The sequence below is a fragment of the Colwellia psychrerythraea genome, from assembly GCF_000764225.1.
GTDB classification, from domain to species: domain Bacteria; phylum Pseudomonadota; class Gammaproteobacteria; order Enterobacterales; family Alteromonadaceae; genus Colwellia; species Colwellia psychrerythraea_D.
The window spans coordinates 41,703-67,561 of record NZ_JQED01000046.1 but is presented as its reverse complement, the minus strand read 5'-3'; the positions used below and the strand labels follow the sequence as shown (position 1 = coordinate 67,561).

At 38.2% G+C, this 25,859-nt stretch carries 22 protein-coding genes; 17 read left to right on the top strand and 5 right to left on the bottom strand.

The features are described 5' to 3' along the window. The first annotated feature begins 26 nt into the window (after window positions 1-26). From argB to argA, 5 genes are all read left to right on the top strand, one after another. Window positions 27-809 (top strand): acetylglutamate kinase, encoded by a 783-nt coding sequence (argB, locus tag ND2E_RS05155; RefSeq protein WP_033095023.1) that lies wholly within the window; start codon window positions 27-29, stop codon window positions 807-809. Between the two features lie 77 nt (window positions 810-886). Next, complete coding sequence (locus ND2E_RS05160; RefSeq protein WP_033095097.1) at window positions 887-1,801, top strand: ornithine carbamoyltransferase; 915 nt, start codon at window positions 887-889, stop codon at window positions 1,799-1,801. A 195-nt stretch (window positions 1,802-1,996) separates the two neighbouring features. After that, window positions 1,997-3,241, top strand: coding sequence for an argininosuccinate synthase (locus ND2E_RS05165; RefSeq protein ID WP_033095022.1), 1,245 nt, complete (start codon window positions 1,997-1,999; stop codon window positions 3,239-3,241). A gap of 2 nt (window positions 3,242-3,243) precedes the next feature. Then, a complete protein-coding gene (argH, locus tag ND2E_RS05170) occupies window positions 3,244-5,181 on the top strand; it encodes an argininosuccinate lyase (RefSeq protein ID WP_033095021.1) in 1,938 nt (645 codons plus the stop codon). 42 nt (window positions 5,182-5,223) lie between these two features. After that, entirely contained in the window at window positions 5,224-6,534 is a 1,311-nt protein-coding gene (argA, locus tag ND2E_RS05175; RefSeq protein ID WP_033095020.1) for an amino-acid N-acetyltransferase, read from the top strand. A 107-nt stretch (window positions 6,535-6,641) separates the two neighbouring features. Here the strand turns inward: argA and ND2E_RS05180 are convergent, their stop codons facing one another. Continuing rightward, window positions 6,642-9,230 (bottom strand): penicillin-binding protein 1A, encoded by a 2,589-nt coding sequence (locus tag ND2E_RS05180; protein WP_033095019.1) that lies wholly within the window; start codon window positions 9,228-9,230, stop codon window positions 6,642-6,644. A 127-nt stretch (window positions 9,231-9,357) separates the two neighbouring features. Here ND2E_RS05180 and ND2E_RS05185 point away from each other — a divergent pair, with 127 nt between their 5' ends. The 9 genes from ND2E_RS05185 to ND2E_RS05225 all read left to right on the top strand — a co-directional run bounded on the left by ND2E_RS05185 (window position 9,358) and on the right by ND2E_RS05225 (window position 18,643). Continuing rightward, the gene (locus ND2E_RS05185) at window positions 9,358-10,437 is read left to right on the top strand and encodes a pilus assembly protein PilM (protein ID WP_033095018.1); all 1,080 of its coding nucleotides are present in this window, start codon (window positions 9,358-9,360) and stop codon (window positions 10,435-10,437) included. Beyond that, window positions 10,425-10,991, top strand: a complete 567-nt coding sequence (locus tag ND2E_RS05190) for a PilN domain-containing protein (RefSeq protein ID WP_033095017.1) — start codon at window positions 10,425-10,427, stop codon at window positions 10,989-10,991. The genes ND2E_RS05185 and ND2E_RS05190 overlap by 13 nt, the downstream gene beginning before the upstream one ends. Next, the gene (locus ND2E_RS05195) at window positions 10,991-11,587 is read left to right on the top strand and encodes a type IV pilus inner membrane component PilO (protein WP_033095016.1); all 597 of its coding nucleotides are present in this window, start codon (window positions 10,991-10,993) and stop codon (window positions 11,585-11,587) included. The genes ND2E_RS05190 and ND2E_RS05195 overlap by 1 nt, the downstream gene beginning before the upstream one ends. Continuing rightward, entirely contained in the window at window positions 11,584-12,138 is a 555-nt protein-coding gene (locus ND2E_RS05200) for a pilus assembly protein PilP (RefSeq protein WP_052056835.1), read from the top strand. Before ND2E_RS05195 ends, ND2E_RS05200 begins: the two co-directional genes overlap by 4 nt. Before the next feature lie 11 nt (window positions 12,139-12,149). After that, window positions 12,150-14,252, top strand: a complete 2,103-nt coding sequence (locus ND2E_RS05205; RefSeq protein ID WP_033095015.1) for a type IV pilus secretin PilQ — start codon at window positions 12,150-12,152, stop codon at window positions 14,250-14,252. A 240-nt stretch (window positions 14,253-14,492) separates the two neighbouring features. Further along, a complete protein-coding gene (gene aroK / locus ND2E_RS05210) occupies window positions 14,493-15,011 on the top strand; it encodes a shikimate kinase AroK (protein ID WP_011041333.1) in 519 nt (172 codons plus the stop codon). A 35-nt stretch (window positions 15,012-15,046) separates the two neighbouring features. After that, window positions 15,047-16,111: a 3-dehydroquinate synthase gene (gene aroB / locus ND2E_RS05215; RefSeq protein WP_033095014.1), complete on the top strand. Its 1,065-nt coding sequence runs from the start codon at window positions 15,047-15,049 to the stop codon at window positions 16,109-16,111. A gap of 61 nt (window positions 16,112-16,172) precedes the next feature. Further along, a complete protein-coding gene (locus ND2E_RS05220; protein ID WP_033095013.1) occupies window positions 16,173-17,576 on the top strand; it encodes an SPOR domain-containing protein in 1,404 nt (467 codons plus the stop codon). 257 nt (window positions 17,577-17,833) lie between these two features. Next, complete coding sequence (locus ND2E_RS05225) at window positions 17,834-18,643, top strand: Dam family site-specific DNA-(adenine-N6)-methyltransferase (RefSeq protein ID WP_033095095.1); 810 nt, start codon at window positions 17,834-17,836, stop codon at window positions 18,641-18,643. 32 nt (window positions 18,644-18,675) lie between these two features. Here ND2E_RS05225 and ND2E_RS22735 read toward each other — a convergent pair whose 3' ends face one another. Continuing rightward, window positions 18,676-18,852 carry a DUF2970 domain-containing protein gene (locus tag ND2E_RS22735; RefSeq protein ID WP_081962082.1) on the bottom strand — a complete coding sequence of 59 codons (177 nt, stop codon included), beginning with the start codon at window positions 18,850-18,852 and terminating at the stop codon, window positions 18,676-18,678. Between the two features lie 445 nt (window positions 18,853-19,297). Next, a complete protein-coding gene (locus ND2E_RS05230; protein WP_033095011.1) occupies window positions 19,298-19,987 on the bottom strand; it encodes a TorF family putative porin in 690 nt (229 codons plus the stop codon). A gap of 426 nt (window positions 19,988-20,413) precedes the next feature. On the opposite strand from ND2E_RS05230, the gene rpe reads away from it, so the two are divergent. Both rpe and trpS read left to right on the top strand, forming a co-directional pair. After that, window positions 20,414-21,088: a ribulose-phosphate 3-epimerase gene (gene rpe / locus ND2E_RS05235; protein ID WP_033095010.1), complete on the top strand. Its 675-nt coding sequence runs from the start codon at window positions 20,414-20,416 to the stop codon at window positions 21,086-21,088. A gap of 57 nt (window positions 21,089-21,145) precedes the next feature. Beyond that, window positions 21,146-22,153 (top strand): tryptophan--tRNA ligase, encoded by a 1,008-nt coding sequence (trpS, locus tag ND2E_RS05240; protein WP_033095009.1) that lies wholly within the window; start codon window positions 21,146-21,148, stop codon window positions 22,151-22,153. Between the two features lie 119 nt (window positions 22,154-22,272). On the opposite strand, the gene ND2E_RS05245 is transcribed toward trpS, so the two are convergent. Together ND2E_RS05245 and ND2E_RS05250 are read right to left on the bottom strand one after the other, a co-directional pair. After that, window positions 22,273-23,343 carry an FHA domain-containing protein gene (locus ND2E_RS05245; RefSeq protein ID WP_033095008.1) on the bottom strand — a complete coding sequence of 357 codons (1,071 nt, stop codon included), beginning with the start codon at window positions 23,341-23,343 and terminating at the stop codon, window positions 22,273-22,275. Continuing rightward, window positions 23,334-24,605 carry a S1 family peptidase gene (locus ND2E_RS05250; RefSeq protein WP_033095007.1) on the bottom strand — a complete coding sequence of 424 codons (1,272 nt, stop codon included), beginning with the start codon at window positions 24,603-24,605 and terminating at the stop codon, window positions 23,334-23,336. The genes ND2E_RS05245 and ND2E_RS05250 overlap by 10 nt, the downstream gene beginning before the upstream one ends. A 216-nt stretch (window positions 24,606-24,821) precedes the next feature. Here ND2E_RS05250 and ND2E_RS05255 point away from each other — a divergent pair, with 216 nt between their 5' ends. Further along, the gene (locus ND2E_RS05255; RefSeq protein WP_033095006.1) at window positions 24,822-25,733 is read left to right on the top strand and encodes a penicillin-binding transpeptidase domain-containing protein; all 912 of its coding nucleotides are present in this window, start codon (window positions 24,822-24,824) and stop codon (window positions 25,731-25,733) included. Window positions 25,734-25,859 lie beyond the last annotated feature (126 nt).

Genomic DNA, 25,859 nt, shown 5'->3' with positions numbered 1-25,859 from the left:
CTAAGAAACCAAGTTAAGGAACAGTTATGAATAGTCCAGTATTAAAACCATTAGTTATTAAAATTGGCGGCGCTATTCTTGAAAAAGAATCAGCGCTTAATGCCTTACTAAAAGTAATTTCACAATTAGAAAATAAACAGGTGGTTTTAGTGCATGGCGGTGGCTGTGTCGTTGATGAAATGCTGTATCAGGCTGGCTATACTACCGAGAAAAAACATGGCTTGCGTGTAACACCAATAGAACAAATAGGCTTAATCAGCGGTGCTCTTGCTGGCACTGTGAATAAATCAATTGTTGCTACCGCTAACAGCATGGAGTTAGCTGCTGTTGGTTTATCGTTAAATGATGGCGGCATGATCAGTTGTACACTATCTACTCAAGATCTTGGTCAAGTTGGCATCCCACAATCTAATAATAGTAAATTATTAGATTGTTTATTAAAAACCGACTTTTTACCGATAATTTCTTCCATTGGTGCGCTTGAAAATGGTGATTTGGTCAATGTTAATGCTGATGACGCTGCTGTGGCTATTTGTCAGTTGCTCAATGCTGAACTCTTATTATTAACCGATGTGAATGGCGTTAAAGGTGCAGATGGTGAATATTTATCTTCACTTAATGCTGAACAAGCAGATAGCCTAATTCAGCAAGGCATTATTGCAGGCGGTATGACAGCGAAAGTAAATGCTGCCTTGCACGCAGCACAACAATTACGACGAAGTATCGCGGTTGCCAGTTGGCAATCGCCGGAGCAAATAACCCAATTACTTGATGGTCATGGGGTTGGCACACAAATCCAACCGAACTAGTTAAACCATACTATCAAAGCGTTTTAAAGGAATATTGAGAGAATATACTTATGTCGACAAATGTAGCGTTACAACAATTGAATAATTTTTTGGCTGATGATCAACTAAATAAAAGCGAATTATTAGCATTAATCGAATTAGCGATTAACATTAAGCAAAACCCTGCTGATTATAGTCAAGTATTGGCGGGTAAATCAGTGGCGATGATCTTTGAAAAGCCGTCTTTAAGAACTCATGTCAGTTTTGACATGGGCATCAGTAAACTAGGCGGTCATGCACTATACTTAGGGCAGCAAAATGGCAAGTTAGGTGAACGTGAACGTGTTAGTGATTATGCAAAAAATTTATCTTGTTTTGCTGATGCTATTGTTGCTCGCGTATTCAGTCATGATTCAATTCAAGGCTTAGCTGCGCATGCCAGCGTACCAGTCATTAATGCTTTATGCGATGTTTATCATCCCTGTCAGGCGCTTGCTGATTTTGTTACTTTATCAGAGACTTATCCTGATTTAAGTCAAGTCAAATTAGCGTATGTAGGAGATGGTAATAATGTTTCTAATTCACTAATGATTATGGCGGCCATTTTAGGAGTAGATTTCACTTTAATTAGCCCTAAAGGCCATGAAGCAAAAGCTGATATTGTTGAAAAAACAAAGCAACTTGCAAAGGAATCAGGATGCCAATTAGTTCTTACTAATGATATTGATGCTATTGGTAAACAAGATGTCATTTATACCGATACTTGGGTTTCTATGGGTGATGAAGATAGCAGTAAGAAAGCTGAAATATTAGCTAAATTTGCACCTTATCAAGTAAATCATGATTTGATGGAAAAAGCGCAAGCGACCATGGTGTTACATTGTCAGCCAGCACATTTGGAAGAAGAAATAACCACTGAGTTATTTGATAGTGATTTATCAAAAGTATTCCAGCAAGCTGAGAATAGAATGTGGGCGCAAAATGCAGTATTAGTAGCTCTATTTAGCAAGTAACCGTTATCTTTTTTGCTATATGGTCAGTTTAATCGTCAAAAGTACTTATTGACTAACATCAACTCGGTGCTTTTTCTTGAATTTGAACCAATAGCTTCAAGCTAAACGGCTACAATCACTAATTAGCAAACAAACAAACAAACAAACAAACAGACAAACAGACAAACAAATTTAAGATATTTAAGAGAGAAGAACATGGCTTTAACAAAGAAAAAAATTAAAAAAGTAGTATTAGCATACTCAGGCGGATTAGATACTTCAGCGATCATTCCATGGTTAAAAGAAAATTATGATGGCTGTGAAGTTGTCGCATTTTGTGCTGATGTAGGCCAGGGCGATGAAGAGCTTGAAGGCGTGAAAGAAAAAGCTATCGCTTCGGGTGCATCAGAATGTTACGTAGTTGATCTTAAAGAAGAGTATGTTAAAGACTATATCTACCCAATTTTAAAAACAGGGTCAGTGTACGAAGGTCAGTATTTATTAGGTACGTCAATGGCACGTCCTATTATTGCTAAAGCACATGTAGAAGTAGCACTAAAAGTGGGTGCTGACGCTGTGTGTCATGGTTGTACTGGTAAGGGGAATGACCAAGTGCGTTTTGAATCGTGTTTTGCTGCCTTAGCACCAGAGCTTACTGTTATTGCTCCATGGCGTGAGTGGGACATGGTTTCTCGCGAAGATTTACTTGATTATTTAGCGGAACGTAATATTCCTTGTGCTGCTTCATTAACTAAAATTTATAGTCGTGATGCGAATGCTTGGCATATCTCCCACGAAGGTGGTGAATTAGAAGACCCATGGTGTGAGCCTTCCAAAGAAGTGTGGACCATGACGGTTGATCCAATGGATGCGCCAGACGTGCCTGAAAAAGTGCAATTAAGCTTTGTAGAAGGTGAGTTGGTTGCTGTTGATGGCAAAGATTTCTCTCAACACGGTGCAGGCGCATATGAAGCATTAATGTACCTAAATGAAAAAGGTGCGGCTCATGGCGTGGGTAGAATTGATATTGTTGAAAACCGCTTAGTAGGTATGAAATCTCGTGGTTGTTATGAAACACCTGGCGGCACGATTTTAATGGCGGCTTATAAAGGTTTAGAATCGCTTATCTTAGACAAAGAGTCACTTAAATACCGTGAGTCAGTAGGACTTGAGTTCTCTCATGTTATTTATGATGGTCGTTGGTTTACACCACTTGCAAAGGCTCAGTTAGCTTCGGCGGCATCATTTGCTGAAAAATTAACAGGGGATGTTGTCGTAAAACTTTATAAAGGTATGGCGCAAGTGATTCAACGTCGTTCACCAAATAGCTTGTACTCTGAAGAATTTGCTACCTTTGGTGCTGATGATGTTTATGACCAAAAACATGCAGAAGGTTTCATTCGTTTATTCAGTTTATCAAGCAGAATTACCGCGTTAAGCCAGAAAGATCAGGAGAAGTAGTCATGGCTTTATGGGGCGGACGATTTAAAGAAAAAGCGAGTTTACAATTTAAGAAATTTAATGACTCGCTACCGGTAGATTACCGTATGGCAGTACAAGATATTGTTGGTTCAATTGCTTGGGCACATGCGATTCATGAAGTGGGCGTATTAAACGATGACGAACTGATTCGTTTAACTGCTGCGCTGCAAGAATTAAAAGCATCTGTTGAAGATAACCCTAAACAAATCTTATTATCTGATGCCGAAGATATTCATAGCTGGGTGGAAATTCAGCTTATTGAAAAAACCGGTGATTTAGGTAAAAAGCTCCATACTGGCCGTAGCCGAAATGACCAAGTAGCGACTGACCTAAAGCTTTGGTGTAAAGAGACTGGCGGCGATTTACTCTTCGCGTTAGTCAACTTACAGCAAGCTATGATGAATTTAGCTGAACGTGAAAAAGATACTGTGTTACCGGGTTATACCCACTTACAAAGAGCACAGCCAGTTACTTTCGGGCATTGGTGTTTAGCCTATGTAGAAATGTTTAACCGTGATATTGGTCGTCTTAAGGATGCTCTTTATCGTTTAGATGTGTCACCTTTGGGCTCTGGTGCACTAGCGGGAACTGCATATCCAATTGATAGGAACTCACTGGCGAATCGTTTAGGTTTTAGAACCGCAACCATGAACAGCCTTGATGCGGTTTCTGATAGAGATCATGTTATTGAGTTATTGGCTTCTGCCAGTATTTCAATGATGCATTTGTCACGTTTTGCCGAGGATTTAATTTTCTACAATTCAGGTGAAGCTGGCTTTGTAGAAATGAGTGACTTAGTGAGTTCTGGTTCATCATTAATGCCGCAAAAGAAAAACCCAGATGCATGTGAATTAATACGTGGTAAAGCAGGACGTGTTTTTGGTTCGTTAACGGGCATGTTAACTACCATGAAAGCGTTGGCACTTGCGTATAATAAAGATATGCAAGAAGACAAAGAAGGTTTATTTGATGCACTTGATACGTGGCAAGAGTGCATGGAAATGGCCGTGCTTGTTGCTGACGGTTTAAAAGTGAATCGTTCACGTACACTGGCTGCGGCACAACAAGGTTATGCTAATGCGACAGAGCTTGCAGACTATTTAGTAGGTAAAGATATTCCGTTCCGTGAAGCACATCACATTGTTGGCGAAGTAGTGTTAGCTGCCATAGCTAAAGGGTTGCCTTTAGAAGATTTAACCATAACTCAATTGCAAGAGTTCAGTGATAAAATTGAGCAAGATGTGTATCAACACCTTTCAATTGAATCAACGCTGAATAAGCGTGAAGCACTTGGTGGTACTTCGCGTTCACAAGTTGAAAAAGCGCTGGCAACTACGCAGTCTGGCAATGAAGCCATTTTAAATGAACAAGTGGTTGGTGCGCCAGGCAAGCAAAGAATAGAAGGGGCGCTTAAACAAGTAAAACAACGTTTAAATGCGCAACGAGCTGCGGCCATGTCTGTTCGACGTGCCAGAATGTCTGATGTTGATAGCATTCACCAATTGACTAACTATTGGGCAGATAAGGGCGAGATTTTACCACGCACTCGTGACAATATAATTCACGACATCCAGAACTTTGTGGTCGCTGAGCTTGATGGTAACGTTGTCGGTACAGCGTCACTCTATATCTATCAAACAGGATTAGCGGAAATACGTTCAGTTGTTGTGCAAGACGATGCTCAAAAGCAAGGGCAGGGTGAAGCACTTGTTCAATATTTGCTCGAGTTTGCAAATCAAATGGAATTAGAGCAAATCATTGTTTTAACTTATATTCCACAGTACTTTGAACAACTTGGTTTTAACCTAATTGATAAAAATTCGCTAGCGGATAATATTATTGAAGATAGTGAACCAAGCCCGCATAAAGATCCTGCGGATGAAGTTGCGATGGAATACATTGTCGGTCAAAGTAAGTAATTCTTACTGGAAATAGCTAAGTTATATTAAAGAATGGAAAAGATGAATAATAGCGAGCAAAATTACGTTAAATGGTTTAGAAATGCAGCCCCCTATATTAATGCTCATCGTGGAAAAACGGTGGTACTTATGTTTGGTGGTGAAGCCGTTACACACCCCAATTTTGCCAATATTATTCATGATATTTCATTATTACGTAGTTTAGGTGTGAAGTTAGTGGTGGTTCACGGTGCAAGACCACAAATCGTAGATCGTATGCAACAACGAGGTCTTGAGGAGAATGTTGTAAGTAATGTTCGCGTCACTGATGCACAAACACTAGTGGCTGTGAAGGATGCTACCGGCTCTTTACGACTCCATATAGAGGCATTACTTTCTACCGGGGTGGTTAATTCACCTATGCACGGCTCACAAATTCGTGTCAGTACAGGTAACTTTGTCATTGCAAAACCTATGGGAGTTCGCAACGGTGTTGATTATAAATACACAGGTGCGGTGAGAAGAATTGATTCAGATGGCATCAATATGCAATTGGACTATGGCTCAATTGTTTTACTTTCCCCTATTGGTTATTCACCAACAGGTGAAGTATTTAATTTAGCTTTAGAAGATGTTGCTACGCAAACAGCTATCTCACTCAAAGCAGACAAGCTAATTGCATTTACTGAAGAGGATGGGCTTATTGATAAATCTGGCGAATTAATTAGAAGTTGTAGTGTTCGAACAGTAAAAACCTTGCTTGATGAAAACGACTGTCATGTTCGTCAGTTATTACTTCGTTCAATTATTCAAAGTGGTGAAAATGGCGTAGAGCGTTGCCATTGCGTGAGTTATCAAAGTGATACCGCACTATTGCAAGAATTATTTACCCGTGATGGTGCGGGGACTTTGATTGCTAAAGATCATAAGGAATTAATTGCAACAGCAACTATTGATGATGTTGCCGGAATTTTAGAGCTGATTCAGCCGCTTGAAGAGGAAGGGGTGCTAGTGAAGCGTTCTCGAGAATTACTCGAGATGGAAATAGAATACTTCACTGTGCTGAAAAAAGAAGAGGTTATCATTGCTTGTGCGGCATTATATCCCTACCCTGAAGCGAAAATGGCTGAAGTTGCCTGTGTCGTTATTGATCCTGATTACCGTAAAGGTAATCGAGGTGAAAGAATCATCAGTGCATTAGAGTTGAGTGCTAAAAAGAAAGGTTTAACATCGCTGTTTTTATTAACTACCGTCAGTGGTCATTGGTTCCTAGAACAAGGCTTTATTGAAGCACCACTTGAAAGATTGCCTGAAGGGAAAAAACAACTATATAATTTTCAACGTAATTCGAAAGTCTTTATCAAAGATATCTAATCTATAGCAAACTTGTTTTGAGGTTAGTAAAAAGCAGCCAGTGTATCACTAGCTGCTTTTTTATTTTTGCTAATAAGAAAAGTAGGCTCTGCGTTATTAAGCTGACCTTAAAATAACTCTTCTTCTTGTTGCTGTTGATCACCAGATAATATTTCACTGCTGTTATCTTCCGACACATATTCGGTGGGTACTTTATCTAGACGAAAGTATTCAAATTGACTGGTTTTATCAGTCTTGGTAGTGAGTTTTCCTGTTGCCTTATCGATTCGTACGGACACAATATCCACGGGCGGTTGAAAAGCGGTCGGCTCGGCTTCTGCAAGAGCAATACGCATAAAATCAATCCAAGCGGGTTGCGCTGATTTGGCACCAAACTCCTTGCCTGTCGTTTGGTTTTTACCTAAATTATTATTATATACAGATTGTCCTAGAATATGGCGAGGATCATCAAAACCTATCCATGAGGTCGTGACTATATTTCGGCTAAAGCCAGAAAACCATGCATCTTTTGCTTCGTTTGTGGTACCTGTTTTGCCCGCAATATCACGGCGTTTTAGTGTTCTCGCTCGCCAACCAGTACCTTGCCAACCATGTTTAGCAGACCAATCTGCTCCCCATATTGCGCTATTAAGTGCTTGTGTGATTAAAAAAGCATTTTGTGGGCTGATAATACGGTTTGCTTGTTTGATCTCAATGGGTTGCTCTTCTATGGAAGGAGCCGTTTTCTGCTCACCTTCAATGGTTGTAGGATGATTTGAATTATCATCGCTCATTAAGTCAAGTGCTTGGACATTGTCCGCTGCTAAATCATTTTGAATGCACGGATCACAAGCGATGGCTGGATCAGCCTGATAAATAATTTCTCCTTCACTATTCTCAATACGCTCAATTAAGTATGGTTCAACTAAAAAACCCCCATTAGCGAATGCAGCAAAGCCTGTTGCGACTTCCAACGGTGTTAATGAAGCAGAGCCAAGCGCTAATGTTTCGTTGCGTGGTAAATCGCTGGCATCAAATCCAAAACTAGTTAAATGTTTTATGGTATTACGAACACCAATACTTTTTAATAATCGCACTGCAATGACATTTTTTGATTGTGCTAAAGCTAATCTTACCCTTAACAGCCCGACATATGTTTCTGGAGAATTTCTAGGGCGCCAAACAACCCCAGAGCTTTTATCCCACTGATTGATAGGAGCATCATTCACTAGTGAAGCTAGCGTAAAGCCATGCTCTAGCGCTGCAGAGTAAATAAAGGGTTTGATGTTTGAACCAACTTGACGTTTCGCTTGAGTAACTCGATTAAATTGACTCTGTTTGAAACTAAAGCCGCCAACAGCGGCTTTTATTGCACCATCATTTGGTGATAAAGATACGATGGCAGCACTTGCAGTTGGAAGTTGTCCAAGGCGGTAATTATTATCTGCCATTTTACTGACTAAGATTACATCGCCATATTTAAGGATATCTTTTGCAGCTTTCGGTGGTGGACCTTGTTTTTGGTCGTTGATATAGGGACGTGCCCAAGCTAAACCTTGCCACTCAATTGTTGCCGTCTCTTGGTTACGTAACTGTATGCTGACTGACTTGTCTTCAACCGCAATAACGATAGCAGGAACAAGCATTTGATAATACGTAGCATCTGAAAAGGCTTTTGTTAACTCTTCTGTTGATAATGGCACTATCGCCCTGTCAGAAGTGCTTGTTGTCGAGCTTACATCTGCCCTAAGCGAAGCGATGGGGCCGCGATAACCGTGACGTTGATCGTAGTTTAATAAATTATTGATCAGCGCTTGTTCCGCTGCAGTTTGCAGTTTTGCTGTTACTGTGGTGAATACTTTGTATCCTGCTGTATAAGCTTTATCTTTTCCATAACGTTTAAGTACTTCATTATGAGCCATTTCAGCAACGTATGGCGCATTTAACTCAATTTCTGCACCATGTTTTTTGCCTGTGATTGGTGCATTTTTCGCTGTCTGGTACTCTAAGTCTGAGATGTAACCACTTACTAACATACGTTGAAGAACAACAGAACGACGCGCTTTAGCGCGTTTAGGAGAGCGAATAGGATTTAATGTTGAAGGAGCTTTAGGTAGACCAGCTAGCACGGCAATTTGGGCAAGGTTAAGTTCGTGAATCTCTTTACCATAATAAACTTGCGCAGCAGCGCCAAAGCCAAAAGCTCTGTGGCCTAATTCAATTTTATTAATGTAAAGCATTAATATTTCATCTTTAGTCAGCAAGTTTTCAATGTGAAATGATAGAAATATTTCGCGGATTTTTCGCGTGTAAGTAACTTCACGAGTTAAGAAGAAATTACGTGCGACTTGCATCGTAATGGTACTAGCACCGCCTTTGTCCTGACCCATTAGCTTACCAAGTACTGCCCGCCCCATGCCAATTGGATCAACACCAAAATGCAAATAAAAGCGATCATCTTCCGTTGCTAATAAAGCATCGATAAGTTGTTTTGGTACCTGTTCTAATGTTAATGGAGTACGTTTCTTTTCACCAAATTGTGAGATTAATAAACTATCTTGGCTATAAATTTGTAGTGGTGTTTGCCAATGCAAGTCCTTTAGTGATTCAACACTAGGTAATTCTGAGCGCATTGAAAGATATAAACCATAAACAGCAATCGAGACTAAAATTAACAGTATCAGGCTGACTTTTAATAAATTTTTGATTGACAACACAGCAAAAGACCAATTGGTGGATAAAAATGTAAGATAGTACTAGTATATCGTGTAAAAGCATGTAATAAATGTATTTATGCGTATTTTGCGTCTAAAATAATTACAAAAATAAAAATTGTAGGTCGTTATGCTAGACAAACTATGGAAAAAGAAAAATTCTATGATGGTGGGGATTGATATTGGTTCTCATTCTGCAAAAGCTGTATTGTTAGGTCAAGGAAATGACGGCTTTATAATTGAAGATTTCGCAATTGAGCCAATGCCTAGGGGTTCAGTTGTTGACCGTGAGATTCAAGATATCGAGGCTGTTGGTATTGTAATAGCTAAACTTAGAAAAAAAATCTCTGCGAAAGCTACTGATGCCGCAGCCGCTGTGTCAGGACAAACTGTTATCACAAAATTGATTTACATGGATGTTGCTTTGACAGAGGATGAACTCGCAAGCCAAATCGAAATTGAAGCCGATAGCCTGATTCCATTCCCGCTTGATGAAGTCAGTTTAGACTTTGAAACCCTTGATGTTAACGAGTCAGATCCTAGTAAAGTCAATGTTTTACTCAGCGCAGCTCGTACCGAGTCAATTGAAGCGCGTGTTGCAGCACTCGATGCTGGGGACTTCCATGCCAAAGTTATTGATGTTGAGTCTTATGCCGTCGGCCGAGCTTATGATTTATGTTTAACCCAGCTTCCAGATGATGCTAAAGATAAAGTTGTCGCGATAGTTGATATTGGTTCTACAGTGACATTATTCTCTGCAACTGATGCAGGCAAGCACATTTATAGTCGTGATCAAATGTTTGGAGGAGAGCAATATACCCGCTCTATTGTCTCTTATTATAATAAGTCTTTTGAGCAGGCTGAAGAAGCAAAAACATCTAACGACTTGCCTCCAAATTATACCTTTGAAGTATTGGCTCCCTTCCATACCGTGTTAATGCAGCAAATACGCCGTGCGATTCAGATGTTTTTAACAACTAGTGGCCAAGAGAAAGTTGACTATTTATTAATTTCTGGGGGCACAGCGGCCTTAGAAGGCATTGAGAGTTTACTTACAGAAGAATTAGGGATACATACCGTTATTGCAAATCCTTTCAATGACATGTCATGTGGTGAACTTATTGAGCAAGATGAACTTGCAAATGTTGCTCCTCAATTAATGGTAGCAACAGGTTTAGCCCTAAGGAGTTTTACACCATGGCACATATAAACCTACTCCCTTGGCGTGAAGCTGCACTGAAGGCGCAGCAAAAAGAATACTTTACCCTTTTAACTGCCGTCGGCTTATTTACCTTAGCATTGATCTTAGCTGTTAATTTTTATTATCAAGCGCATATCGATGGTCAAAATAGTAAAAATCAATACTTGAAAAATGAAATTGCACAACTTGATATTCAAATTGCTGAAATAAAAACCTTAAATGCGAAAAAGTTAGCCTTACAAAAACGAATTAATGTTGTTGAACAACTTCAACGTAGTCGTAATGTAGGTACGCAAGTGCTGGATGAAATAGCAAAAATTATCCCTAATGGTATCTATATCATTGAGCTAGAAAAGCAAGGTAATATTTTACAGCTAACTGGTAAGAGTGAATCTAATAACCATTTAGCGAATATGATTCGTGCGGTTGAGTTATCTGATTTATTTGTTGATGCTACCCCTGAGTCTATTACTTCTGATGATGGGTCGCCTAAATTGCTTAGTAGTTTTAAAATGAAAGTGAAAATTAAAGGCTTAGATGATGCTAAGAAAGGACGCAAATAATGAAATTTGATGCATCCCAATTTGACAATTTAGAACTTGAAAATATAGGCCAATGGCCGGCAGCAGCCAAGCTGCTTTTAGCTGTTTTTTTAGCTGTAATGGTAGGGTTTTTAGGTTATATAGGGTTGATAAGTGATAAGAGAGAACAACTTGATCGCGCCTTTCTTGAGGAGACGACTCTAAAAGAATCCTACCGTGCAAAATACCATATTGCTGCAAATTTAGATTTATTTCGCGCTCAAATGATTGAAGCCGAAGATACTTTCGCTAATCAATTACGTAGTTTACCCAATAGCCATGAGATTCCCGGTTTATTAGATGATATTACCTTTGTTGGTACAACGAGTGGTCTTGATTTTGTTAAGTTAGAGTGGCAACCAGAGATTAGTAAAGCGATTTATATTGAATTACCGATTGATATTGAAGTTATTGGCCCCTATCACTCATTTGGTCAATTTGTTAGTAAAATTGCGGGTTTACCAAGAATCGTGACCTTACACGATTTTAAAATAAAAATTTCACAAAGCGATAGTGATATCTTAAATCTAAAGCTGCAAGCTAAAACATATCGTTATAAAGAGGTGGCAGCCAAATGACACAATTTCAACAAATGTTGATAAAAATAATTTTCAGCGTCACAACACTCACTTTAATTTCAGGGTGTTTTGATGATATTTCAGAAATAAAAACTCACATGGATCAAGTGAAAGCAACAACCACTAATTACATTGAACCTATGCCTGAGGTTAATCCTTTTCATCACATTGCTTACTCAGCTGATGACCTACGCAGCCCGTTTGTATTACCTAGGCCTGAAGCTATTCAGCAAAAAATGCAACAAATGGCAGGATGCTTAAGTCCCGATACAAACCGTCGAAAACAACCACTAGAAAAGTATGCTTTAAGTGATTTAACTATGCGCGGTACCTTAGGTGATGCAACTATGTTGTGGGCTTTACTTGAAGCATCAGATTTAAGCCTACATCGAGTTGCTCTAGGAAATTATCTTGGTTTGTATAATGGTCGAATCACACAAGTGAGTGCAAAAGCAGTGAAAATAATTGAATTAGCTCCAGATGGTGCAGGGTGTTGGGTAGAGCGTGAAGCTACGTTAAATATCGTACAATCTGAAGAGTCAAATAAGTAAAGGAATCAATAATGCTATTTAATCAAATTAAAAATTATAAAGGCTTTACTGCTATTAAAGAGCTATGGCTTATTAGACTATTTTTATTTTCCATTTTTATGCTGTCGTTTTCGGTAAATGCTGTTAGTGATGATAATGAGTTGGTGGGTATATCTTATAACACCATCCAAAGTGATCAAATTGTTGTGGTGTTCAGTTTTACAGAAAAGATAACTTCCTTACCTGTAGTTAAAACATCGATGACGCCTGCTTTTGTTGAAGTAACATTTGACGCCAATACTTTTGGTAAAGATTTAAAAGAAACTTTAGTTAATCATGCGGGTGTTAAAGAGATCAATTTAGATGCTACGACCGGAAAAGTTGTTGCATTAATTAGTTTAGAAAAACTCGCGGTTTTTGATGTTTCATTGAATAATGAAAATGAATTTTCTATTACCTTTAATACTGGCCAGTCAGCTGATGTTGTTGAAGCATTGAGCCCTGCAGGTGATGACTTTATTAACTATATCGAGTCTATTGATTTTAGATTAAATGAAGAGAATGAAGGACAAATATTAGTTTATCTTAAAGACAGTATGTTAGCAGCTGATGTAAATGATAAATTGGGTAAATTAAATGTCGAATTTCATAATACAGAAATTATAGATGATTTGCTTTATAAGTTGGACGTTACTGACTTTGGCACGCTTGTAAACAGTATCGAAACGTTCAAAGAAGGACGAAATGCCCGTTTAGTCATTGATGTTGAAAGTGGCTTTATTTTTACTCAAAAGCAAGAAGATAATTTATTCATACTAACGGTAAAGAAGAAACCAGAAAAGGCGCCGACCTACTTAGGAGAAACGGATGATTTTACTGGTCGAAGTATCTCATTAAGCTTCCAAGATATTCCTGTTCGCACCGTTCTACAGATCATTGCGGATTACAATGAATTTAATTTAATTATCAGTGATACCGTAACAGGTAATATCACCATACGTTTGGATGGTGTACCTTGGGACCAAGCCCTAAGCATTATCTTAAAAGTGAAGGGCTTAGATAAACGCATGCAAGGGAATATCTTGATGGTTGCGCCGAGTGATGAACTAGCGGCACGTGAAGCGCAAACCTTACAAGCAAAACAGCAAGTTGAAGAGCTGGCGACTCTATATTCCGAGTACCTTCAAATTAACTATGCAAAAGCATCAGAGTTTTCTGAACTTATTAAGAATGAAGATACCAGCATTTTATCTCCTCGCGGTAGTGTGTCAGTAGATGAACGAACTAATACGCTGTTAATACGCGATACCGCTAAAAGTATTGAAGATATTAAGCGCATGATTACTATCCTTGATGTGCCTGTTCGACAAGTAGTTATTGAGGCCAGAATGGTAACCGTCAAAGATAACATGAATGAGGAATTAGGTATTCGCTGGGGAGTAACTAACACAGATGGTGAGTTTGCAACTTCAGGTACAATCGAAGGGGCTAGTACCGCCAATGGCACTAGATCAGATACGCCAGGTGTAGGTCAAGTTCCTTCTGTTGGTGATGGACTTAATGTAAATTTACCAGTGGCTAATGCCGCAGGGACAATTGCTTTTCAAGTAGCTCGTTTAGCCAATGGTACTATTCTAGACCTAGAGCTTTCTGCTCTTGAGAAAGAAAATAAGGGTGAAGTCATCGCAAGTCCTCGCATTACTACTGCAAACCAAAAGGAAGCATACATAGAGCAAGGTGTTGAGATTCCATACCAAGAAGCTGCCTCAAGCGGTGCAACATCAACTCAATTTAAAAAAGCTGTATTAAGTTTAACGGTAACACCACACATAACGCCTGATGATAAAATAATCTTAGACTTAGTAGTTACACAAGATACTATTTCGGATATTACCAGTGGCCTTGCTCCAGCAATTGATACGCAGCGTATTGGTACACAGGTTTTAGTTAATAACGGTGAAACCATTGTACTCGGTGGTATTTATCAGCAAGCAATTATCAGTACAGTTTCTAAAATTCCCGTTTTAGGTGATATCCCTTACTTTGGTTGGTTGTTTAGAAATTCAAGCCAGTTAAATGAGAAAAAAGAATTACTCATCTTCGTTACCCCGAGAATTGTGACTGACCATTTTTAGTTTATACCTGAAGAAAATCCATTAAATGCTGTAATTTTTCACCATTTAGTGGATTTTTTGTCTTAATAAGAGAGTTTTTAACTAAGATATCACTATTGTTACTTGCAATTTATGCTTAACACTTGCGATAATTACGCCCTTGAAATTTCCGAGGGAGACCTCTTTTGCGTCAAAAGCTCAATTTCACAGTATTTAGACTTTTGGCTGTTCTGTTAACCCAACGAGTATTAAGTAAATCTAATGGCAGAAAAACGTAACATATTCCTTATAGGCCCTATGGGTGCTGGCAAAAGCACTATCGGTAGAGAAATAGCAGACCGATTGCATCTTGAGTTTTTTGACTCTGACCAAGAAATAGAGCGTCGTACAGGAGCAGACATCGCTTGGGTTTTTGATCTTGAAGGTGAAGAAGGTTTCCGCAAAAGAGAAGAAACGGTCATCGAAGACTTGAGTGAAAAGCATGGCATTGTATTAGCGACAGGTGGTGGTTCAGTAATCAGCACGAATGTTCGTAATCATTTATCTGCTCGCGGTATAGTTGTATATCTAGAAACGACAATCGATAAACAAGTTGCTCGTACACAACGCGATCGTCGTCGTCCACTTTTACAAACATCAGAAGAGCCGCGTACAGTTCTAGAAAATTTAGCTGTTGAACGTAATCCTCTTTACGAAGATATTGCTGATATTATCGTGCAAACCGATGATCAAAGTGCCAAAGTTGTTGCTCATAAAATTATAGAGCGACTCGACTTTTAAATTTAATCTGCGTTGGAGTCTAGTAGTACCCTAATATGGCAATTCTTAATCTTGAACTAGGCGAACGTAGTTATCCTATCTATATTGATTCAGGTCTGATAAGCAAAACAGACCTGCTCTCAACTCATATTCGTGCTAAACGTGTGTGTATTGTAACAAACGATATTGTTGCACCTTTATATCTAGACTCATTAAAAGCTAAATTAACAGACTTTACCGTGGATGAAGTGATACTTCCTGATGGTGAAGCTGAGAAAAACTTAGCAAACTTTGAAGTTATCATGTCTCACTTGCTTAAATATGAGCATGGCAGAGATACGACGTTAATTGCCTTAGGTGGCGGAGTCATCGGTGATATAACTGGTTTCGCAGCAGCCTGTTATCAGCGTGGCATTGACTTTATCCAAATCCCAACAACGCTTCTTTCTCAAGTTGACTCTTCAGTTGGTGGAAAAACAGCAGTAAATCACCCGTTAGGTAAAAATATGGTGGGTGCATTTTATCAGCCTAAAGCGGTATTTATCGATATTGATAGTCTTAAAACCTTGCCAATTCGTGAGTTTAATGCAGGAATGGCCGAAGTTATTAAGTATGGTATTTTAGGTGATAAAGCTTTTTTCATTTGGCTTGAAGATAATATTTCAGCGATTAAAGCAGGCGACGAAGACGTTTTAGCACAAATGATAGAAAAGTGCTGTCAGTGTAAAGCTGATATTGTCGCTAGTGATGAGAAAGAATCAGGTGTTAGAGCATTACTTAATCTTGGTCATACTTTTGGTCATGCTATTGAAGCTGAGCAAGGTTATGGTAAGTGGTTGCATGGTGAAGCCGTAGCTACTGGCATGGTACTTGCTGCTAAATTAGCTGTAGCAATGAATTTGCTTGAAGTGTCAGAACTTCGACGAATTGAAGGAATTATTGCAGCGTTTGATTTACCTATAATAGCTCCTCAAGATATGGGCTTCGCTGAATTTATTCGTCATATGCGTCGAGACAAAAAAAATATTGCCGGTAAGTTAAGGTTTATCATACCAACAGCTATTGGCCAATCTGAAATTCGTGACGATGTCACACAAGATACGCTTCAAGAAATTCTCTAAATACCTTTTCTCGTAGGCATATGATCTACGAGAAAAACTTAAAGAATAGAAAGGACTAAGCATGTCTACATCCGCTAACTCTCGTTCAACATATCCAACAACACACAGACTAACTGAGAGTGAATCTACCTCTGCGGATGGAAATATAGCGATCAGTGTAACTGCACGGATTGATTATAATCTACGTTTTGCTAAACAAACTGTTTTAGTGGTTGGTGACAATACTGAGCAGTATTCACCGTTGGCTAGTCAATTTTTAGTCAGTCTTTCAAATGCTAAGCCAGCTGGTTTGCATTCTGATACTCAAGATAATCATATCAATGTGGCATTTATTGCAGCGTCTTCCAAAATAAATGATATTCAGATGCGATGTCGTTTAATTGAACAATTATTTGTAAATACTCTATTTGATCCTGAACAATCGCTAGCGGTCAGTGTATTACGTTTTGCCAAACAACATGGTGAAGCTATTTCTATTGTTATAGATCATGCGCATGCTCTTTCATTACAAGTTAAATATGAGTTATGCCAATTAGTTACCTTAGCTAAAAAAAATAAACTAACGATTAATGTCGTGCTCTTTGGCTTAACTGAAGCTGCTCAGCAATTGGCAATGAATAAAAGTTTGTTTAAGAATAAAATGGTTGTTATTGCTGCTGAATCTGGTCAAGTGATTAGCTTAGATGATAAAAGAATGACACGGACAAAAAGTGCTAGCCCTTTAAGCTTATGGCAAAAAATAAGTTTGGTTAGCGCCATTGCCATTATTGGTGTTGCGCTCATTTGGGTTTATTTACTTATAGCTGAAGATGTCAATAAACAAGCGTTTAATATAAAAGAGCCAACAGTACTTGAAAGTCATTCCTCTCAAGATATAGTCTTACCTATCTCAAATGACATTCCAAGCAATGAAAATACGAGAAAAATGCAAAAGAAACAAAAGACAACTTTAATTGAGCAATCGACTAATGTTAGTAAAGTAACAGATGCAGTACAAGCAACGAGTGAAGAGATTAATCAAGCTTTAATGACTCATCATCTAGCTAAACCCAACAAGAGAATCCCAGCTGAAGCTGGTGATGTTCTGCAAGCATTATCAGTTGTGGATAAAAAGATTAATGCGAATAAAGAGATAGTTAAGCAGAATATTACTGTTGATATCAATAATAGCTATTATCAAATCAAAGCAGCAGAATTTTCAAAGGGTTATGTTATTCAAATTGCAGGATTTTCAGATGAAATATTAGCAAAGCGATTTTTATCACTGTACTCTGAAGAAGACCTTCATAGCTACCAGAAGCAACATAGTGGAAAACTTTTCACGGTTATCACAACGAAAGCCTTTCCAAATAAAGCCGAGGCTAAGTCGATTATTCAGGCGTTACCAATACAACTCATTGAACGTAAACCTTGGGTTAAGTCTATTTCATCAGTTATCAACGAAATTAATACCTTTAAGCAATAATTCAAGCTACAATCCGCCCTTAAATTATTAAGTAAACCACAGCTTAGGCTCTTAAGTAAAAAAGTTAATTACAAGCAAGATTAAAGAAGATAAATTTCTATTAATCAATGCTATTGATATTAGACTTGTATACTTTGTTCCTGCTAAGATCTAAGCGAAAGATTACAACTGCTATTATTCTTCAGAAAATAACGCCAGCATCAATTACAGTATTGGCAATAAGGTCTAGAGTGAGTAAAGATACATTGCAAACTGATATGCGATCTCCGCTAAAATGGGCGGGCGGCAAGAAAAGAGTTGTAGGTGAAATCCTAAAAGTTTTACCTATAAAAGGTAAAATAAGACTTGTCGAACCCTTTGTCGGTGGAGGCTCTGTGTTCTTGAACGTAGAGTTTGATGAATATTTATTAATTGATATGAACAAGGATTTGATTTCTCTTTTCAATATCATTAAAAATCAGTCTTCTCAGTTTATTGCAGATGCTCAAATATACTTTACTGGTGATTATAACCAGCCAGAAAAATATTATGAGTTGCGTAAGCAGTTTAACGAATCTGAGGACCCTTACCAACGTTCCTTACTCTTCTTGTATCTAAATCGACATGGTTACAATGGGCTATGCCGTTATAATAAAAGTGGAGGCTACAATGTACCATTTGGAAGATATAAGCATCCATACTTTCCTAAAGCGGAGTTAGAGTTTTTCTCAAAGAAGGCTCAAAGAGCTACGTTTCTGCAAGGCGATTTTGAAACAGCATTCACTCAAATAAAAAGTGATGATGTTATTTATTGTGATCCGCCTTACTCTCCAATTAATAGAACGTCTAATTTCACCGCTTATGCTGGTAATGCATTTACCGATGAAGATCAGATCCGCTTGGTGGCTTGCGCTGAAAAAGCAAAGCAGCAGGGGGTGGCGACTATTATTTCTAATCACCATGTAGAGTTTACCCGTGAACTTTATAAAAATGCAGATAAACAGGAGTTTTTTCAAGTGCAACGTTCAATAAGCCGAAAGGGCAAAGGACGAGTAAAAGTTAAAGAAGTATTAGCACTTTATAAATAGTTACTTTACAGATACGTGATTAATAAGTTGCATTAGTTTGGCATAACTAAGCTGACGACTGCTACCAAACACCCTATAAATATTAGTACAGCGATGATGCCTGCAATAATAAAATGGGATAGTCGACCTTCAGAGAAATCTCGTTTACGGTTACTTTCATTTTGCACACCAAAAAAAGCAGCTGCGACACTTTTAAAGGTGTTTTTCATGCTGCTTTGAATGAAAAAAGCTAAAGTTGTTTTAATGGAAGCTATGATGAATAAGCTCTAGTAAATCTAAAAAATGTAAATGCGTTGATTTACTCTCACCTGACAACCAAGATATCCAGCTTTTATTCGACATATTAGTGGTATGACAGGGGTGATTTATATGATTCATGGGCAAGTGCGATTCAACAACCATGCATGAGTTTAGTAATTTTGCTTGAACGCTTTGATCGCCGGAATAATTACTTAGTGTAAATAAGGTGATGAGGGTAAATGTAAAAGCAAAGAGAAATTGCTTAAACTTAGAAAGAAAATAGTTTGTCATAATCCATTTTGACATGATTTTTCACTGTTGACTAAAAGAGGTGAGTCAGTATAACTTAGACACACCTCAAAGTCTTTGACTATTTTTTCAGCTATTTATCAAGTAGCTGAAAAACAGACTGTTTTATAAATCAATATCAATAGAATACGAAACAGTAAACTTCAGATCATCGTTGTCCATGTCTGTATCTGATACCGCGAAGGTGAATCCATCTTTGCTCAAGCTAACACCGTAATCACTATAATCATCGCTTTTGTAGGCATCATCGAATGAGTAATCACCTATATGTAGCGCTAAAGTTAAACCTTCGGCTACTTCAAATTCTGCATCTGCAGAAATGTATAATGCACTATCAGCCCACTTCGCACCATCATCATTATTTACACCGTAGTTGGCTGAAATTGAAAAGTATGAGTAGCTTAATGAACCGTACACTTCACCAAAATCATATTCATTAGTACTATCAGTTTGAGCTGAATCCGGGTAAGCATAATAAATGTATCCAACATCATAACCAATACCTTGACCAAGCTCACCACCAAAGCCTAAATAAAAATCTAATTCAGCGCTAGCATCATCACCAAAATCTACATTAGAAGCCCAAGTCCCTGCATAAAAGCCTGATTCGTGCGCATAGTCAATACCACCAGAAATCGCGGCAGCATCATCTGTTTGTGTAACACCACGCCATAAATAGTTACTAGTTGCCCCAACGTTTGCAGATAACCCTTCAACAGCAAATGCTGTAGGTGCTGTAATCGAAGCTGCTAGTAGAGCAGAAGAAAGTGCGATATTTACCAGTGTTTTTTTCATATTATTCTCATTGTGTAAAAGTTATTAGATAAGTTAAAGATAGTTTTAAGCTAGTTAGAGATTTGCAAAGTTAATGCCCAAGTTGATTTTTAAGTGCCTTTATAAGGTTTATGTATAAAATTCAAATGGATATGGTGTTTTTGCTATGTGGTACTATATCCACAGGATTAGTGGAGCGCGCTTTTTTGGTGCGTTAATTTAAGTTATGTGCAAAAGCAGTGCGTTAGGGCATTCATTTAATCGGCGATTGCAGGGCTAATCGCGTGAGGGAAACACTTGGGCAAATAGCTGTTGAATATTCAGCGCATTGACTAACTATGTTTTATCCCTTTTCCTTGTCAAAAGTTTTGTTAATTCCCACTGAAATCGTGCACTTTGGTTGGTAACGGGTATAATAGCGGCATATTTTTTTAGGAACCTTTGCTCATGTCACCATTTTTAATTGCCCCTTCTATATTATCTGCCGACTTTGCTCGTTTAGGTGATGATGTTGCTGAAGTCCTAGCGGCGGGCGCCGACGTCGTTCATTTTGATGTGATGGATAACCACTTTGTGCCAAACCTAACATTTGGTCCGATGATCTGTAAGTCTTTACGTGATTACGGTATAACGGCTCCAATCGATGTGCATTTAATGGTTAAGAATGTTGATACTCTTATTCCTGGTTTTGCTAAAGCAGGCGCTGACATCATAACTTTCCATCCTGAAGCCAGTGATCATATAGATAGAAGCTTACAACTAATCAAGGACAATGGTTGTAAAGCTGGTTTAGTGCTTAACCCAGCGACACCTCTGCATTGTTTAGATTTTGTCATGGATAAACTTGATGTGATTTTATTAATGTCAGTAAATCCAGGTTTTGGTGGTCAATCCTTTATTCCAACCACATTAGATAAGTTACGTTTGGTAAAAGAAAAAATTGAGCAAAGTGGTTATGACATTCGCTTGCAAGTTGATGGCGGTGTTAAAGCCAATAATATTGCTGAAATTGCTGAAGCAGGGGCAGACATGTTTGTTGCTGGCTCTGCAATATTTTCTCAAGATGACTACAAAGTAGCAATTGATGAGATGCGTAGTGAGTTAGCAAAAGTAGCGCAATAAACATTAGTGAATAATAGCAAAAAACAGTAAAGCATTCTGAATTTAAAGGGTAAAAAAATGACAAGTAAACCTATTGTATTAAGTGGCTGTCAGCCATCAGGCGAGTTAACTATTGGTAATTATTTAGGCGCATTAAAACAATGGGTTGATATGCAATCAACACACGAATGTTACTACATGTTAGTAGACCAGCATGCTATAACCGTTCGCCCTAAGGCCGAAGATCTACGCAATGCAACTTTAGACGGTTTAGCCCTCTATTTGGCTTGTGGCGTTGACCCTGAAAAAAGTACTATCTTCATTCAATCGCATGTTCCAGCACACGCGCAATTGAGCTGGGTGCTGAACTGTTATACTCAAATGGGCGAGTTAAATCGCATGACTCAATACAAGGATAAGTCTCAAAAATCTGAAGCTAATATGAATTCAGGTTTATTTACTTACCCAGTATTGATGGCAGCAGACATCCTGCTTTACGGTGCAGACCGTGTTCCTGTTGGTGATGATCAAAAGCAGCATTTAGAATTAGCAAGAGATATTGCTACGCGTTTTAATAACCTTTATGGCGATATTTTCACCGTACCAGATCCATTCATTCCTGAGCACGGTGCTCGTGTAATGAGCTTGCTTGAACCCACTAAAAAAATGTCTAAATCTGATACTAATCCAGGTAACTTCATTGGCTTATTAGAAGACCCTAAAAAGATTGCCAAGAAAATTAAACGTGCGGTTACTGATTCTGATGAACAAGCTCACATATATTATGATCTTGAAGAAAAGCCAGGTGTATCTAACTTATTGTCATTATTGTCTTGTGCCACAGGTAAAAGTGTTGCTGAGTTAGTGCCAGCGTATGAAGATAAAATGTACGGTCATTTAAAGGGTGATGTCGCTAATGCAGTAGTTGCCTTGTTAGAACCAATTCAAACTAAGTTTCACCAATACCGTGCAGATACAGAGTTCTTAGAGCAAGTCATGCGCAATGGTGCTGAAAAAGCATCTGCTCGAGCAAACAAAGTACTGGCATCGGTATACGAAGCGGTAGGTTTTATTCCCCGACCATAGGTTGCAATACTGAACTGCTTCATAATCAGTAATTGCACAAACAAAAAAAAGCTTATTTTCGTCACAAAATAAGCTTTTTTTATGGGCGCTTCATGAGCGTTGTCTTATTTTTTCTATTATTAGTCTTCTTCTAGAGCGGCTTTACTCGCTTGCTCAAACAAGTTATTACTTTGTTTAATAAAATCGTCAACACTATTGCTGGGCGCTATTAAAAAGACCGGTGCCATAATGGTTGCATTATAATTAGGGTGCGGATTAAACTCCCGCTTTTTACTGTATTGTAATAAGTAGGTGCCGCCAAACAGTAACGCAGTAATGCTTATTGCTACAACAATCCGACGCTTAGCGCTCATATGAAAACCAATATAGCTGTTTAGCCAAAGTAAACCAAAGGCCAAGAAAATTGGTATTAACGCAATGAATAAGCCTAAAACAGAGTTACTAGCAGAATTAAATACAACAATCTCCTCGAGTAAATCACTGAACCACATCAAGATGAAAAAGACAAAACTAATGCCAAACTGAGCTAATACCCTCGGTTCATTTTTCGTGAGGTGGGATACTAAGGCAACGCCAGCAGGCCATAGGGAAAATAATAAACTCATACTAAAAGCGCTAACAAATAACTGGCTTATATTCGTTTCTACTTGTTGATTTAAGTAGGAAATATTACCGGCGATTAGCATAAATAAAGCCAGGCTCATAAAGACTGCAATGGGATGTCGGATAAAATCAATAAGCGACTCAAATGGGCTAAGGGCAATGGTGTCTGATATTTGATGATCACTAAATAGCACTCTTAACTGGCTTTTGCCTAAAGTGATGACATCACCATCGTTAATCACTTGTTGATGCGCATCTTGCCGTTTTTCTTGGTTATGCTGTAATAGCGTTCCATTAACTGAATTGTTGTCATTAAGGCGCCAGAGACCTTGTGAATATGTTAAAGAGAGATGTTTTGGGCAAATATGCGGGTCAGTTAAAATTATATCATTATGATAATTTCGGCCAATAGATATCTCATTTAGGTTAAATTTATGGCGATGTAATAGTTTATGGTTACGACTGATCTCTTCAATAATAATCTCACCTTGTTCAAGTGATAAATTATCGTTTTCCATTGCGGTTGTTGGCGCTATTTCTGTGGCGCGATCATCAGAGTGGTGAGTTACTTCCATACCTACTTCCATGAGACAGCCTCCATAAACCTACCAGTAAATGCCATCGCATTCTCTTGGCTGACGCCAGCAAGAGTAAAGTGACTCACTAACGCTTGTTGATTTTTATCGACACTAGCCCCTAAATATAAAACATCGAATAACCCAGGAAAGTCTTTGTAAGCACGAGTACAGAAAATGCTCTTGTTATTAATAGCCTTGCCAGTATTAGCAGTACTTGATGGTGTTACTAAGTCATGGTGGCATTGATATTCACTGACATCGTTTTTTCCCGCTCTATTGCCAGCACCAGCTCGGGCTATCTGCTGTTGGTATAAATGATAAAACTTATTATCACTTAAGTTTTTTGCCTGCATAAAACGAAATTCAATTTCGACACTACCGGTAAAAAAGTGCGATGAAAGGTAGGTATTTTCATCGAGTGAGCAATTGGCGATGGCTGCTAAAATAAGCGCATCAGTTTTATCAGCATTAGAGTCGCCCCAGCAGCGGATAAAGGGGACTTCGATAATTGGAATCATTGCTTTACCTGCTAGCTCTTTGTTTTGCCAGTTATTATTAAGCAAAGCTTGCATTAACTTGTTTTGATTAGCTAATAACTGTTCAGCCATTTGCTGTTTAATATCAATAGGGGCTTTTTTGTTATAGTCATTAAACAACTTGACCAATTTATCATGAGGGACTAAAAAACCAATTTGGTTGCCTGATGTGGCAACATTAATACCGACTACCTTTTCAGACTTGTTTACTACAGGACCACCACTCATACCGGAGTTAATAGAGCCGGTGAAGTGAATACGTTCATTAAACGACTCTTTTTTTAATCCGTTGTAGGTGCCAGGTACAACAATCATGCCTAAATCATGAGGGTTGCCTAAAGCAAATAACTTTTCACCTTTAATAGGCTTTTGATCCGAAAGCTGGAAATAAGGCATTCCTTCTTCAACCTGACGTTTTACTAATGCCAAATCATTAATAACATCAACACTAACCAATTCCACCTCTGCCATCTTTCCTTGATGATCTAAGTACTCAATGCGATATTTTTCAGGATGACGGGCATAGCTAGATATCACATGATAGTTGGTGGCAATAATGCCATCACTACTGATTTGAAAGCCTGAGCCAATAGAAGACTTCTCTCCGCTGGCTTTATCAATTAATTTAATTTGGTAAAGAGAGGGAGTAAGCTGTGCAAATATTTCCTCGGCTTGCTCAGCGGCAAACGCAGTAGAACTAAATAGTACAAAAACTAAAGTAAAAAAAGTTTTCATTCATTTTCCTGTTGATAACCTATTTAACCATTGTGACACTTAATTTGTATTTGTCACCTTATCAATGACATAAATCATCTTGCTTGATATATGTCATTGCTCCTTATACTGAAGCCACGTATGATTTTTCTTTTATGTATTCTGGTTTTGCTTCAGAATGTAAGTTCAGTAGAGTGACTAAAATTTTCTATTCAGTTTTCCAATAAAGAGGTTTGTGTGAAAAAAATTATCAGTATTGTTAGTGTATTAGCATTAAATGGTTTCATTCACCAAGCAGTTGCTAGCAATGAGTTGTGTCTTGCTAGCAGTAATGATTGTACTTTTGTTTTACTGAGTGAAAAGAAAAGTGAAGCAATGACACAAATAGTCAATGAGGCATTGAGTGAAGATGTAAATACTCAAAATAGTGTCAAGGTGACTCAAGGCTCTTCATACACAGAAGAAAATGAGGTGTTATCACTGGTAAATGAAAGGAGAGCAAAGCAACGCCTATCACCTTTTTCTACTTTTAAAATAGCAAATAGCCTGATTGCATTAGATAGCAAGCAAATAGCGAGCGCACAACAAGTGTTAACCTTTGATAAAGAGAAATATCCGGAAAAAAAATGGTGGCCATCGGTTTGGAAACTTCCAGAGTATGACCTTTCGACAGCATTTAAGTTTTCTATGGTGCCTATTTTTAGACAAGTAGCGTCAAATATAGGGCAAGATAAAATGCAAACTTATGTCTCAAAATTTAATTACGGAAATCAGGATATATCTTCTGGGTTAGATAACTTCTGGCTAAATGGTAGTATGAGAATATCGGCATTAGAACAAGTCCGCTTTTTACAAAAAATGCATGGAGGACAGTTAGGTGTTAGTCAGCACAGCATTGATACCCTAAAAGAAGTCATGTTGGTTGAAAAAAAGGCTAACTATTTGCTCTACGCAAAAACAGGAGCAGGTAAAGCAAATAGCAATGATAAAAGCAGTAAGGCTATGCTAGGTTGGTATGTTGGCTTTGTTGAAAATGATAAAGGTGTACATTATTTTGCCTTTAATTTTACCCGCGGTAGTTATGCAGAAATGAAAGCTGATCGTATTGAAATTGCTCGAAATCACTTGAAAAAAGCAGGTATTATCTAGTATTTTTGAATTAACATTTTCTGCTTTTTTGACCTAGCGCAACTAAGCTAAATTTAAGGTGCGACACTTTGTCGCACATTGTCCAATTCCATTTGTTTCCGAATGTAATCACTTACAAAATAGCGT